This window comes from Sagittula sp. SSi028 (genome assembly GCF_048553715.1).
Classification (GTDB): Bacteria; Pseudomonadota; Alphaproteobacteria; order Rhodobacterales; family Rhodobacteraceae; genus Sagittula.
Genome location: NZ_JBLZNC010000002.1, coordinates 40010 through 53748, shown reverse-complemented (window position 1 = coordinate 53748; position 13739 = coordinate 40010). Strand labels below are relative to the sequence as shown.

At 64.7% G+C, this 13739-nt stretch carries 11 protein-coding genes; 6 read left to right on the top strand and 5 right to left on the bottom strand.

Features of this window, described 5'->3' with window-relative positions; all coding sequences use genetic code 11:
* The first annotated feature begins 6 nt into the window (after positions 1 to 6).
* Positions 7 to 258: a hypothetical protein gene (locus ACN5AZ_RS03695; RefSeq protein WP_419427507.1), complete on the top strand. Its 252-nt coding sequence runs from the start codon at positions 7 to 9 to the stop codon at positions 256 to 258.
* A 1-nt stretch (position 259) separates the two neighbouring features.
* On the opposite strand, the gene ACN5AZ_RS03690 is transcribed toward ACN5AZ_RS03695, so the two are convergent.
* From ACN5AZ_RS03690 to ACN5AZ_RS03680, 3 genes are all read right to left on the bottom strand, one after another.
* On the bottom strand, positions 260 to 2296 hold the full coding sequence (locus ACN5AZ_RS03690) for an ASKHA domain-containing protein (protein ID WP_419427506.1): 2037 nt from the start codon (positions 2294 to 2296) through the stop codon (positions 260 to 262).
* A gap of 108 nt (positions 2297 to 2404) precedes the next feature.
* Positions 2405 to 3553 (bottom strand): CaiB/BaiF CoA transferase family protein, encoded by a 1149-nt coding sequence (locus ACN5AZ_RS03685; RefSeq protein ID WP_419427505.1) that lies wholly within the window; start codon positions 3551 to 3553, stop codon positions 2405 to 2407.
* Positions 3554 to 3701: 148 nt separating this feature from the next.
* A complete protein-coding gene (locus ACN5AZ_RS03680; RefSeq protein WP_419427504.1) occupies positions 3702 to 4655 on the bottom strand; it encodes an agmatinase in 954 nt (317 codons plus the stop codon).
* 194 nt (positions 4656 to 4849) lie between these two features.
* Here ACN5AZ_RS03680 and guaB point away from each other — a divergent pair, with 194 nt between their 5' ends.
* Complete coding sequence (gene guaB, locus ACN5AZ_RS03675) at positions 4850 to 6298, top strand: IMP dehydrogenase (RefSeq protein WP_419427503.1); 1449 nt, start codon at positions 4850 to 4852, stop codon at positions 6296 to 6298.
* A 52-nt stretch (positions 6299 to 6350) separates the two neighbouring features.
* Here guaB and ACN5AZ_RS03670 read toward each other — a convergent pair whose 3' ends face one another.
* On the bottom strand, positions 6351 to 7364 hold the full coding sequence (locus ACN5AZ_RS03670) for a LacI family DNA-binding transcriptional regulator (protein WP_419427502.1): 1014 nt from the start codon (positions 7362 to 7364) through the stop codon (positions 6351 to 6353).
* 134 nt (positions 7365 to 7498) lie between these two features.
* Between ACN5AZ_RS03670 and ACN5AZ_RS03665 the strand changes: the two genes are divergently transcribed.
* Genes ACN5AZ_RS03665 through ACN5AZ_RS03650 form a run of 4 tightly spaced genes read left to right on the top strand, consistent with a single transcriptional unit; the run spans position 7499 to position 13448 of the window.
* Positions 7499 to 9817 carry a DUF1989 domain-containing protein gene (locus ACN5AZ_RS03665; protein ID WP_419427501.1) on the top strand — a complete coding sequence of 773 codons (2319 nt, stop codon included), beginning with the start codon at positions 7499 to 7501 and terminating at the stop codon, positions 9815 to 9817.
* Positions 9818 to 9850: 33 nt separating this feature from the next.
* Positions 9851 to 10816, top strand: a complete 966-nt coding sequence (locus tag ACN5AZ_RS03660) for a glycine betaine ABC transporter substrate-binding protein (protein WP_419427500.1) — start codon at positions 9851 to 9853, stop codon at positions 10814 to 10816.
* 54 nt (positions 10817 to 10870) lie between these two features.
* A complete protein-coding gene (locus ACN5AZ_RS03655) occupies positions 10871 to 11920 on the top strand; it encodes a quaternary amine ABC transporter ATP-binding protein (protein ID WP_419427499.1) in 1050 nt (349 codons plus the stop codon).
* Between the two features lie 10 nt (positions 11921 to 11930).
* Complete coding sequence (locus tag ACN5AZ_RS03650) at positions 11931 to 13448, top strand: ABC transporter permease (RefSeq protein ID WP_419427498.1); 1518 nt, start codon at positions 11931 to 11933, stop codon at positions 13446 to 13448.
* A 62-nt stretch (positions 13449 to 13510) separates the two neighbouring features.
* Here ACN5AZ_RS03650 and ACN5AZ_RS03645 read toward each other — a convergent pair whose 3' ends face one another.
* Positions 13511 to 13687: a hypothetical protein gene (locus tag ACN5AZ_RS03645; RefSeq protein ID WP_419427497.1), complete on the bottom strand. Its 177-nt coding sequence runs from the start codon at positions 13685 to 13687 to the stop codon at positions 13511 to 13513.
* Positions 13688 to 13739 lie beyond the last annotated feature (52 nt).

The following is a 13739-nucleotide window of genomic DNA, read 5'->3' as shown; positions in this document are numbered from 1 at the left end:
GTAGGCATGAACTTGGACCGTATCATCCGCATGGTCGTCAATCAGGTGATCCGCCAATTCGTCAATCGCGGCGTGAAGGCGGGCATGGACCGTATGGGGCAGCCACGGCAGGGGCAGTCGCGCGACCCTTACGCCAACCAGATGGCCGACAATATGGATATGGAGGCGGACCAGTCCCGCCAGAAGGCCAAGGCCGAGCAGCGCCGCATCCGTCAGGCGCGCCGTGCCGCGCGCGAGGCGCGCAACAACGACCAGTAAGTCAACGGCGTCTGCGTCGGCGGCCGCCCTTGTCCTCGGTCCCGGCGTTAAAGCTGACATCGGGCAGGGTGACCTCTGTCAGCAGGTTCGGGAACGGGTCCGTGGCATGCGGGATGGCGTTTGCGTTGACGAAATGTTCCTGAAACTTCGGCTCGATCGCGGTTTCGACCTTTGTGATCTTGTGGACCAGAGCCTCGATCTCGCGGCGGGCGGTCAGGGAACACAGCGCGATGCGCGCCCCGTGGCCTGCGGCATTGCCCGCGCTGGTCACACGGTCCAGCGGCACATCGGGGATCATGCCCAACACCATCGCATGCAGCGGCGAGATATGCGCGCCAAAGGCCCCCGCCAACACGACCTGCGCCACCGTATCGGTGCCGCGCGTGTCCATCAGCAGCCGCGCCCCCGCATAAAGCGCCGATTTCGCCAGCTGGATGGCGCGAATGTCGCCTTGGGTGACGGTGATGCGCGGACCGCCTTCGGCGGTGCCGTCATGGATGAGGTATTCATGGGTGCGCCCCGTGGGCTGGCAGCGCGCCGTGCCGGTGGCCTCCGCCCCGCCAATAAGCCCCGAGGCATCCAGCAGTCCGGCGATGCGCATTTCGGCCACCGCCTCGATGATGCCCGATCCGCAGATGCCGGTGATGCCGGTTTGGGCGGTTTGCAGGACAAAGCCGTCCTCGTCCGACCACAGATCACAGCCGATGACGCGAAAGCGCGGCTCTTTGGTGACGGGATCAATGCGGATAGCCTCGATCGCGCCGGGGGCGGCGCGCTGGCCTGACGAAATCTGCGCCCCCTCAAAGGCCGGTCCGGTGGGCGAGGAACAAGCCAGCGTGCGGGTGCCATCGCCGAGCAGTATTTCCGCGTTAGTGCCCACGTCGACAATCAGCGTCAGCTCCTGCGCCTGATCGGGACGCTCGGACAGGGCGACGGCGGCGGCATCGGCCCCCACATGGCCCGCGATACAGGGCAGCACGTAGATCTGCGCGCTGTGTGGCAAGGCCTGCAGGCCGATGTCGCGCGCCGAGAGGTTCAGCGCGTCCGAGGTGGCCAGCGCAAAAGGCGCCTGTCCCAGTTCCACCGGATCAATCCCCAGCAAAAGGTGGTGCATCACCGGATTGCAGACAAAGACGGTCTCGACAATCAGTTCGGGGTCGATGCCGCCGTCGCGGGCGATGTCTTGGGTCAGCGTGTCGATGGCCTCGCGCACGGCGCGGGTCATCTCGACCTCGCCGCCGGGGTTCATCATGGCGTAGGAGACGCGCGACATCAGATCCTCGCCAAAGCGGATCTGCGGGTTCATGATCCCGCTGGAGGCAATGACCGCCCCGGTGTCGAGGTTCGTCAGATGCGCCGCCACCGTGGTCGACCCAAGGTCGATGGCCAGCCCGTAGATGCCCCCCTCGTGCAGGCCGGGCCACAGGGCGATGATCTGCGGTGTGGCGCCGGTGTGGGGGGTGTGCAGCGCGGCTGTGACGGTCCAGCCGCCCTTGCGCAGGTGTTTTTGCAAACTGGGAAGCAGGGCGGGCGAGAGGGTGACGTCGGCGATGCCCCATTGGTCGCGCAGGGCTGCAGCCAGCCGTTGCAGATCGCCGGTGGGGTCGTGCATGTCGGGCTCTGCCACCTCGACGTAGTAAAGGCGGGTGGCGGGGTCCATGGTGATCGGTTTGTCAGACGCCGCCTTGCGCACCACCTGCCGGTGGACCTGACTTTCGGGGGGGACGTCGATGACCACATCGCCCTGCACCGTGGCCTGACAACCCAGACGACGGCCCGGTTTCAGCCCGCGCACCCGGTCATAGCGATCCTCGACCGCGTTGCGATCCGACAGCGCGTCATCGGCCACGGACACTCCGTGTTTGGAGAAATCCCCATAGCTGGGCTGCACCTGACATTTGGAACAGATGCCGCGCCCGCCACAGACGGAATCCAGATCCACGCCAAGCTGGCGGGCGGCGGTCAGAACCGGCGTGCCTTTGGCAAAACGCCCCCGCTTGCCAGAGGGGGTAAAGATCACAAGGGGGTCTTGGGTCATGGGCGGCTCCTGACGTCTGCGGGCGAACATAGCCATTCGCCGCAAAAGGAAAAGCGCCAACCCGACAGGCTGCGACATGAAACCGTCATGGCCGATGTGCTGCGGAGGTCAGCCCTGTTCCAGCCAGCGCAGGATTTCCCCGCGGTTGCCGTCCAGATCGGGGGCCGGCCCGCGCGAGGTGGGGTCAGGCGCATCGGTCATCTTGATGGGATTGCCTGCGGCCTTGTAGGCCTGCCGCCCGTTGCGGTCGAGCACATCAACCACCATGTTGCGCGCCAGAATTTGCGGGTCCTTCAGCACTTGGTCGATGGTCTGGATCGGGCCGGTTGGAATGCCTGCCGCCGTCAGCTTGGCGATCCATGCGGCGCAGGTGTCGCCCAGCGTGACCGCCTCGATCAGGCGTTTGAGCAGCCGCGCGTTGTCGCAGCGCGCGGGGTTGGTGGCAAAGCGGGGATCATCCGCCAGTGGCAGGTTCAGCGTGATGCAGAGCTTTTCAAACAGCTTGTCGTTGCCTGCGGCGATCACAAACAGCCCGTCCGAGGCATGGAAGGTCTCGAACGGGGTGATCGACGGGTGGCGCGCGCCGGTGGGGCCGGGGGCCTTGCCGGTGGTGGTGGTCAGCGCGACCGCGTGTTCCAGAACGGCCAGAATGCTGTCGAGCATGGCCACGTCGATCTTGCGCCCCACGCCGCTGCGGTCGCGGTCCATCAGCGCGGCCAGAATGCCCTGCGTCAGATACATGCCCGCGATGATATCGCCAATCGACGCGCCCACGCGCACTGGCTCGCGGCCCGCCTCGCCGGTGATGGACATCACCCCGCCGCGCGCCTGCACCACCATGTCATAGGCGGGGCGTTTGCTGTCCGGCCCGCTGTGGCCAAAGCCCGACACCGCGCCGTAGACGAGCCGGGGATAGCGGGCGTGCAGCGCCTCCCACCCGTAACCCAGACGGTCCATCACGCCGGGGCGGTAGTTTTCCACCACCGCATCGGCACGCGCCAGCAGCCGTTCAAAGATCGCGCGGTCGGCGTCGTCCTTGAGGTTCAGGGCAATGGATTTCTTGCCGTGGTTGATGGCCGCGAAATAGGCGGATTTGCCGTCCTTGAACGGGGGAAAGGCGCGGGTGTCGTCGCCGGTGCGGGGCGGTTCGACCTTGATAACATTTGCGCCCAGATCAGACAGGGTCATGGTGCAGAACGGACCCGCCAGAACATGGGTCAGATCTAGGATGGTGTATCCTGAAAGCGGGGCTGTCATCGGAGCGGTCTCCTGCCTGTGGTTGCCTGTTTTCTGTCAGCAAAGCGTTTCATCCCCGTGACGACAAGGGGGCAGACGGCCTGCCGTGCCGCACTGCGGCAGAAACCGGCCGATGTCCTTGATCGGGATCAACCGGATGCCGTGGATTTCAGCTTTCGCGGCGGGCGTGGAAGACAAACCCCAAAAGGTTCAGCAAAAGCTGCGCCGCAAGGATCGAGGTTGACCCTGTGGGGTCGTAATCGGGCGCGACCTCTACCAGATCGATGCCGATGACGTCATGGCTGCGGGCCACATGCTGCAGCAGTTCCAGTACCTCGTAATACAGGAAACCGCCATGGCTGGGGGTGCCGGTGCCGGGCGCGATCGAGGGGCAGAAGGCGTCGATGTCGATGGTGATATAGACCGGCGTGCGGGCGGGGATCAGGCTGGCCACCCCATGCGGGCCAAGCTCACGGGCCTGGCGCACCGACACGATGTCCGAGCCAAAGCGGCGCGCGTCCTCATACCCGTCGCGTGCGGTCGATGACACGTTGCGGATGCCCACCTGCGTCAGCCCCGTGACATAGGGTTTCTCGGCGGCGCGGCGCATCGGATTGCCGTGACCGCGTGTCACCCCGTGGCGTTCATCGACGAAATCCAGATGGGCGTCGATTTGCAGGATGTGAAAGGGCGGCTGGCCCTCGAAAGCCTCGATGCAGGGGATGTTGATCGAATGGTCCCCGCCAAGCGTGACGGGCAGCGCGCCTGCAGCCAGTGCCGCCTCGACCCCGGCGCGGATGTTGGCGTGGCTCTGGTCGGTGTCGGTGTGGATGATGTCGGCATCGCCCATATCGGTGATCTGCACACCTTCGAGGTATGTTATATCATCCTCGTGGTCATAGGCGCCGCTGTGGCCAAAGCTGAACAGTGTCGATGCCTCGCGGATGGCGCGCGGGCCAAAGCGCGCACCGGCCCGCCACTGGGTGCCCGCGTCAAAGGGCGCGCCCAGCACCGCCACATCCGTGTCCAGCGCCTGCCAGTCGGGTTGATAGGGGCTGCGGGCGAAGGTGCAGATGCCGGTGAAGGGCAGGTTCAGACGGCCGGTGTCATAGCTGTGGGACATGGGGGTTCCTTTCGCAGCGCAGGGTGGCGCGCGGGCGAGGGCTGTGCAAGGGGGGATCGCCGCGCAGCTATGGCGTGCCAAGAACACAAGGCGCGGCGTTTGATCGCCATCTGCGGCCATTTCGCCCTTTCCATTTCCCTCGGGGCATGAGAAAGGGACGTGCCAACCGAACCCTCTGCACAGGAGCCCCTGCCATGGAGATTCGCGAGGCGCTGACCTTCGACGATGTACTGCTTGTTCCCGCCGCGTCCAGCGTGCTGCCGTCGACGGCGGACACACGGACACGGGTGACGCGGGCGATCACGCTCAACATTCCGCTGCTGTCTTCGGCGATGGATACCGTCACCGAAAGCCGCATGGCCATCACCATGGCGCAGGCCGGTGGCATGGGGGTGATCCACAAGAACCTTGATGTGGAAACGCAGGCCCGCGAAGTGCGCCGGGTCAAACGGTTCGAATCCGGCATCGTTTACAATCCTGTCACGCTGACGCCCGATCAGACCTTGGCGGATGCCAAGGCGCTGATTGAACGCTACGGGTTCAGCGGCTTTCCGGTGGTGGACGAAAATCGCCGTGTTGTGGGGATTGTCACCAACCGCGACATGCGCTTTGCCCAGCAGGATGACACGCCGGTGCGGGTCATGATGACCACCGACAATCTGGCGATTCTGCACGAACCGGCGGACCGCGAAGAGGCGATCAGCCTGATGCGCGCGCGCCGGATCGAAAAGCTGCTGGTCACCGACAAGGATGGCAAGCTGACCGGTCTTCTGACGCTGAAAGACACCGAAAAGGCGGTTCTGAACCCCACCGCCTGCAAGGATGATCTGGGCCGCCTGCGGGTGGCTGCGGCAACCGGCGTGGGCGATGCGGGCTTTGAACGCTCTGGCGCATTGGTGGATTCCGGCGTGGACGTGCTGGTGGTCGACACGGCGCATGGCCATTCCGCTGGCGTGCTGGAAGCTGTGACCCGCGTCAAATCCCTGTCCAACGAGGTGCAGGTGATCGCAGGCAACGTCGCCACCGCCGAGGCGACCCGCGCGCTGATCAACGCGGGCGCGGATGCGGTGAAGGTCGGCATCGGTCCGGGGTCGATCTGCACCACGCGCATGGTCGCCGGTGTGGGTGTGCCGCAGTTGACCGCAATCATGGATTGCGCGCGCGAGGCGGGCGATGTGCCGGTGATCGCCGACGGCGGCATCAAGTTCTCGGGCGATTTTGCCAAAGCCATTGCCGCCGGGGCGTCTTGCGCCATGGTCGGTTCAATGATTGCGGGCACCGATGAAAGCCCGGGCGAGGTGATCCTGTATCAGGGGCGGTCGTTCAAGTCCTATCGCGGGATGGGGTCCTTGGGCGCGATGGCGCGCGGCTCTGCCGATCGTTACTTCCAGAAAGACGCGGCCAGCGACAAGCTGGTGCCCGAGGGCATCGAGGGACAGGTGCCCTACAAAGGGCCGGCTGGCACCGTGATCCATCAGCTGGTGGGCGGTCTGCGCGCGGCCATGGGCTACACCGGCAATGCCACGGTCGATGACATGCGCAAAAACGCCAACTTTGTGAAGATCACCGGCGCGGGTCTGAAGGAAAGCCACGTCCATGACGTGCAGATCACGCGTGAAAGCCCGAACTACCGGATCGGCTGATCCGGCTGGGTGATGCAGACAGGGCCGTGGCGCGCTTGTGCCGCGGCCTTTTTTATGGCCGCGGCGGGGCGGTGCTGTCGCGCACCATCAGGGCAATGTCCAGCAGTTGATCGGCGGGGCGCTGGTGGTGTTCGACCCAGCCCGCGATGGCATCCGCCGCGCGCCGCCCCATGATGTCCACCGGCAAATGCACCGTGGTCAGCGCAGGCACCAGATGTGCCGAGGCGGGCAGGTCATCGGTGCTGACGATCGACAGATCCCGTGGCACCTGCACGCCGCGCCGCTGGCATTCGTAAATCAGGCCGGTGGCCAGAAGGTCGGACATGCACATCACAGCGGTGGGCCGCGTGGCGGGGGCGCTGTCGAGCAGGCGGGCCGCACCGGCACAGGCCCCGGCGATGGTCATCTCGGCGGGATGATAGCTGAGCTGATCTGTGTGGGCCTGCAGCGCCCTGACCCGTGCGCCGGTTCTGTCATTGGTGGCCAGTGGTCCGTGCAGCACGGCAATGCGGCTGTGGCCCAGATCGGTCAGATGCGTCAGCGCCAGAAGGGCGGCGGCCTTGTTGTCGTAGCCCACGGTGGGCAGGACGAATTCCGGCTCGTACCACGAGGTCGAGATGGCCGGCAGCCGGCTGCGCGCGATCAGCGCATAGAAGTCATCCGCATGAGAGGCGCCTGAGACCACCAGACCCTCGGCCCCGATGTCGAGCAGGGCCTTGGCCTTTTGCGCCTCGACCTGCGGCAGGCCGCCTGTGGTGGCGACCACCAGTGACAAGCCGTGTGTGGCGAGCTGGCTTTCGAGATTGGCAATCACGCGGGCAAAGATATCGGCGTCCAGCGTGGGCACCAGAGCGCCGACAAAACGCGTCCGGCCAGAGTTGATCGCACGGGCGGCGGCGCTTGGGGTCCAGTGCAGCTGCGCCATGGCCGCTTCGACGCGGGCGCGTGTGGTCTTGGCCACGCTGTCGGGGGTGTTCATCACGCGGCTGACAGTGGCGACGGAGACGCCCGCTGCCTCGGCCACGTCCCGGAGATTGGCCCGTTTACGCGCTGCCTCTTTTTGCATCGGTTTTTGTCCGTTCGTGTTCGTTCCAGCAGCAGTTGTCGCCGGTTTTGACAGAATTAGCAAAGAGTCTTGACGGGTGTAACCGGTTACAGTGACGATGTAACTAGTTACATGACAAGAATCAGGTCAAACCGATGACACGCTATGATGTCTTACGCGAATTCCGGAACGTGGGGTCTGTGGCGCAGGGGCGGCGCTTTGCGGGCTTTCCATCGCCCACAGCCCCGCGCCGTCACCCGCTGGTGCCACGCGGCGCGCTGCGGCTGACGCTGGGGGCGGGGGATTTGCTGTCGCTGGCCACCGACGGGACGCAGGTTCAGATGCTGGCCTTTGACGGGCGCGGCGGGGACGCGCTGGCGGCTTTGGGGTTGGCGGGGCAGGCGGTGCCACAGTTCGCAGGCTGTGACGTGGCCGAGCTGATCGGTTGGGTCACCGCCTGTGGCGGGGATCTGGACGGCCTGCGCGCGGCAGAGCTCGCATCGGGTGATGAGCCGTTGATCCTGCGCAGCACGGCCAATGTGACGGTCTGGCTACTGAACCCCTTGGAGCAGGACGCGCTGGTGACGGGCGCGCATATCGGTCTGGTGGATGTCATCCATCAACCGGCCAAGGACGCGGCGGACCGCTTGCCGCCCTTGCTGGGCGACGTGCGCGAGGAATTCACCGTCACCCGTGGCACGGCACAGGCCTATGAGCTGCGGCGCGGCGAATATGTGCAGATCATTGATGTGGCAGGTCAGCAATGTTCCGATTTCACCGCGTTTCGCGCCGACGGTTTGCAACAGGGCAAGGAGTGGATGATCGACGGCACCGCCACGCGGTCGATGGTGCGCCGCGCCTATCCCGGTCCGGGCGTGCTGGACAAGTTCTTTGACCAAGAAATGCGGCCGCTGTTGAACGTGGTGCAGGACACCTGCGGGCGGCACGACACCTATGGGCTGGCCTGCACGGCGCGCGGCTATGAGGATCGCGGCTTTCCCGGGCATGTGAACTGTTCGGACAATATCTCTGCCGCGCTGGACCCGTTCGGGGTGGGGCGGCGATCGGCCTGGCCCGCGATCAACTTCTTTTGGAACACATGGATCGACCCGAACAGCCACCAGATCATGACCGAGGAATCCCATTCGCGGCCCGGCGATCACGTGACCATGCGCGCGATGGAGGATCTGGTCGCCGTCTCCACCGCTTGTCCCGACGATATTGATCCGATCAACGGGTGGAACCCGACGGATGTGCACGTCCGGATCTACCGCCCCGAGACCCCCATTCGCTGTGCTGTGGCATGGCGCGAGAAGGAAGACGCCCCCATGACGATCAGCCAGCCTTCGGCCTTTCATGACCGGCTCGAGCCGCTGACCCAGCATTTTGCCCCCGCCCGCGATCTTTGGGTGCCGGTGAATTTTCCAGCCACCGGCGCTTTGGGCGAATACTGGGCCTGCCGCGAGGCGGTGACGGTGCAGGACATGAGCAGCCTGCGCAAATATGACATCGTCGGCCCCGACGCCGAGACGCTGTTGCAGCGCGCGACCACACGCAATGTGGCCAAGATGGCGGTCTGGCGGGGTGCCTATACGCTGATGTGCGACGAGGCGGGCACGGTGATTGACGATGGCACGCTGTTCCGTCTGGGCCATGATCTGTTCCGCTGGTGCTGTGGCACCGAGGAAAGCGGCCGCGTGTTGCAAGAACTGGCCGATGAGATGGGGCTGCAGGTGCGGGTGCACCACATGGGCAGCGGGCTCCCGAATTTGGCCATCCAAGGCCCTAAATCCCGCGACTTGCTGCGCAAAATTACCTTTACGCAACCGAATGTGCCCGCGCTGGATCACCTGAAATGGTTCGGTGTGACTGTGGCGCGGCTGCATGACCGCGAGGGGGCACCGTTTATGCTGGCGCGCTCGGGCTACACTGGCGAGCTGGGCTACGAGGTGTTTTGCGCGCAGTCCGACGCGCTGGCGGTCTGGGACGCCATCATGGAGGCGGGCGAGGAATTCGGCGTCACCCCCATGGGGACAGAGGCGCTCGGCACCATCCGGATCGAGGCCGGACTGGCCGCCGCCAATGCGGAATTCGCCCCGGGCGTGGATGCCTTTGAGGCGGGGCTTGGCTTTGCCGTCGATCTGACAAAACCCGAGTTTACCGGCAAGGCGGCGCTGATGCGCAATGCCGAAAACCCGCGCCGCGTGTTGCGCGGCATGCGGCTGGATCTGACCGATGTGCCGCATCACGGCGCGCCGGTGCTGGATGGCGAACGCCAAGTCGGTGTTGTGACCTCGGCCACGCGGTCGCCGTCGCTGGAATGCGCCATCGCGATTGTGCGCTTGGGCGTTGAACATGCCGACACGGGCCGGCGGCTGGAGATCGGCCAGATGGATGGCCGCATGAAACGTCTGGGCGGCACCGTCTGCGACATTCCCTTTATCGACCCGCAACGTAAGCGGGCGCGCGCCTGAGAAGCGCATTCACCCCAACTGGAGACAAAGATCATGAACATTGTGAAATTCACGGCCTGCGCGGTGCTCGCGCTTGGTGTCGCGTCGACGGCGGCGGCACAGGAAAAGGTGATGGTGGGCGAACCCAGCTGGCCCGGCGCGCGCATCATGAGCCGCATCATCGGACAGGTGATCGAAACCCGTCTGGGCGGCGAGGTGGGCTATGCCCCCGGGGCCAATGCGGTGATCTTTGCCTCTATGGATGGCGGGCGCGGTGACATTGACGTTCACCCCGATGTCTGGCTGCCCAACCACGCGTCCTTTGTTGCGGAATATGTCGAGGACAAAGGCACCGTTGGCCTGTCCACCGGCAGCTACGCGGGCAAGACGGGGTTCTGCACCCCCACCTATATGGTAGAAAAACACGGGATCGCGTCGATCTTTGATCTGGCGACACCGATGGCGCAGCCGCTGTTTGACAGCGATGGCGACGGCATGGGCGAGATCTGGGTTGGCGCATCGGGCTGGGCGTCCACCAATGTGCACAAGGTCAAGGTGCGCGACTACGGCATCGAGACATTCCTTGAACCCACGACCGAGGACGAGGCGGTGTTCTATGCCCGTCTGAAGGACGCGATCGAAAACGAGGAAGGCGTCGTCTTTTACTGCTATTCGCCGCATTATGTGCATGCGCTGTATGACGTGACCATGATCGAGGAACCGGCCCACGATCCGGCGCAATACACCATGATCCAGCCCGACGAGGATGCGGATTGGTTCAACAAATCCTCCATCACCACCGGCGATGTGGTCAAGACCGTGACCGTCGCCTATTCCACCTCGCTTGAGGAACGCAACCCGGCGGCGGCGGCCTTTCTGGGCGCGATCGAGATGGACGCGGATGCGCTGTCGCAGCTGACCTATCAGGTGGTTGTCGAAGGTCAGGACATGGATGCCACCGTGGCCGACTGGCTGGAAGCGAACGCCGAGACCGTGGATGGCTGGCTTGGCCTGAACTGATTGGCACCTCCCCCGTCCCATGGGGGGCGGGGGCTTTTGACGGGACGGGGTAAGATGGACAGCGATATTGCAATCGACGCGCAGGGCGTGTGGAAGATTTTCGGAGACAAGGCCCAGCAGGCGCTGGCCGCGATCCACGAAGAGCACCTGACCAAAGCCGAGGTGCTGGAAGAATTCGACTGTGTGGTGGGCGTCGCCGATGCCAATTTCCAGATCCGGCGGGGCGAGCTGTTCTGCGTCATGGGGCTGAGCGGGTCGGGCAAATCGACGCTTGTGCGCCATGTGAACCGGCTGTTGGAACCGACGGCGGGGGCCATCCGGCTGAACGGCGAGGACGTGATGGGGTTGGATGATGCGGGGCTGCGCGATCTGCGCAACCGGCGCGTGGCCATGGTGTTCCAGAACTTTGGTCTGATGCCGCACCGCACGGTGCGCGACAACGTGGCCATGCCCTTGGAAATTCGCGGCACCGGCAAGGCGCGCCGCTGGGAAGAGGCGGACCGCGTGCTGGATCTGGTGGAGCTGACCGGCTGGGAAGACAAATACGCCCATGAGCTGTCGGGCGGCATGCAACAGCGGGTGGGGCTGGCCCGTGCCATTGCCGCAGACCCTGAAATCCTGCTTATGGACGAGCCGTTCTCCGCGCTTGATCCGCTGATCCGCAAGCAGTTGCAGGATCAGTTCATGGCGCTCAGCCGCAAGCTGGGCAAGACCACGATGTTCATCACCCATGATCTGGACGAGGCGATCCGCATCGGCCATCGCATCGCCATCATGAAGGACGGGCGCATCGTCCAGATCGGCACGCCCGAAGACATCATCCTGAACCCCGCAGACGACTATGTGGCGGATTTTGTCGCCGGGATTTCAAAGCTCAACATGATCTTCGCCCATTCGGTGATGCAGCCGGTGGAGGAATATCAGGCGCAGCATGGCCATGTGCCACAGGACGCCAAGGTCGCACATCCAAAGATGGACCTGAGCGATCTGATGAATTTGGCGGTGGACGGTCATGGCGTCGTCACCGTGGCCGATGATCACAACACCGTCGGTGTTATCAACCGCGCGAGCCTTTTGCGCGCGATCCAGAACAGTCAGGCGTAAGGAGCCAGAGATGATGCATGTCGATCCATCCAAGGTTCAGGCCAGCACACCGTCGCGTCTTGACGCATTGATCGGGGAATTTGCGGGGCAATCGCAGGGCTATTACCGGCGCGTGTTCCACCACATGATGGAAGCGCCGGGCTACCGGCTGACCGTAAACATGGCCGCAGGGCTGCTTGGGCCGGTCTGGTTCGGCGCGCGCGGCCTGTGGTCGTGGTTTCTGGGCACGCTGCTGTTGGACACGCTGGCGGTCATCCTGATGGGGATGGGGCTGTTTGGCGATCTGGGCCGCGAGGCGCGCCTACGGGCGGAACAGATTGCGCAGACGCTGGATCTGCGCCGCCAACAGATCGAGGCGGCAGAAGCCTCGGGCGCGGCCTCGCTGGAGGCGCTGCAAAGGGCGGCTGCCTCGTTGCAGGATGCGCTGGCGGGGGCAGAGGCCGCCGCCGGACAGGCCGCTGCCGGTGGTGTGATGTACCTGCTGGGCGGTGCGGCGCTGTTGGTGCTGTTTCGCGCGGCGATTGCTGTGCTGGCCAACTGGACGCTGGAGGCGCAGTTCGTGCGCTGGCGGTCCGACCGGCGCGAGGCCAGCGGCTGGGCCACCGAACGGCTGGTGTTGGCCTGTGCCATCGCCGCCGTCGTGATTGGCCTGTCGATGATGAAATTCGCGCGGCCCGATGCCTTTGGCCTGCTCAATGCCTTTCCGACGAACCGCGATTGGCGTCTGAATGTGGGCGATGGGCTGCAGGGCATTTTCGACTGGACCAAAGTGCACGGGCGCGGGTTTTTTGATGCCTTGACCGTGGGCATGCGCACCTTGCTCGACTGGATCGAAGTGGTGCTGGTGGGCACGCCATGGCCGGTGGTGGCGCTGGTCTTTGTCATGCTGGCGTGGCTGTCGGGCGGCGCACGCGTGGCGATCTTTACCGCAGCGGCGCTGGCCTATCTTGGCGTGCTGGATTTCTGGGAAAAAGCGATGACCACAATCGCGCTTCTGGGGGCGGCGGCGCTGATTTCGATCACACTGGGCATTCCGCTGGGGATTTATTGCGCACGCAGGCCACGGGTCTTTGCGGTGGTGCGTCCGGTGCTGGATTTCATGCAGTCGATGCCGTCCTTTGTCTATCTGATCCCGGTGGTGGCCTTTATCGGCGCGGGCAAGCCTGCAGGCGTGGTGGCGACGATGATCTTTGGCAGCCCTCCGGTGATCCGGTTCACGGTGCTGGGGCTGCAGCAGGTGCCCGCCACCGTGCGCGAGGCCGCGATGGCCTTTGGCGCGACCCCGTCTTATCTGCTGTGGCGGGTGGATCTGCCATTGGCCCGCAAAACGATCATGGCGGGGGTTAACCAGACGATCCTGCTGTCGCTGGCAATGGTGGTTGTGGCCTCGCTGATCGGGGCCAAGGGATTGGGCGAAGACGTGCTGGAAGCGCTGCAATACGCGGCGGCGGGGCAGGGGATCCTTGCCGGTCTCGCGATCCTGTTCTGCGCGCTGATCCTTGACCGGATCGTGGCAGGCCGCAAGTAATCAGCCGATCAGACAAACGCCCCCGTGCCGGATCTTGGCGCGGGGGCGTTTTGCTTTTGTGGTCAATGGCGGTGCGCGAGCACACCGACAAGCAGCACGGCTGCGGCAGCGGCAACCACAAGCTCGACCCCCGGTCCGCGTGGCTGCGTGGTCCCGTGCGGTGCCGGCTGGGCGGAGCCCGCAACCGGTGCCATCATAACGGCCATCAGGGTCAGCGCGGTTGCGATACGTTTGAGCATGTCTTGTCCTCTCAACAGGTGTCTTGGGCCCTCAGCATTGCGCCGGATGTGT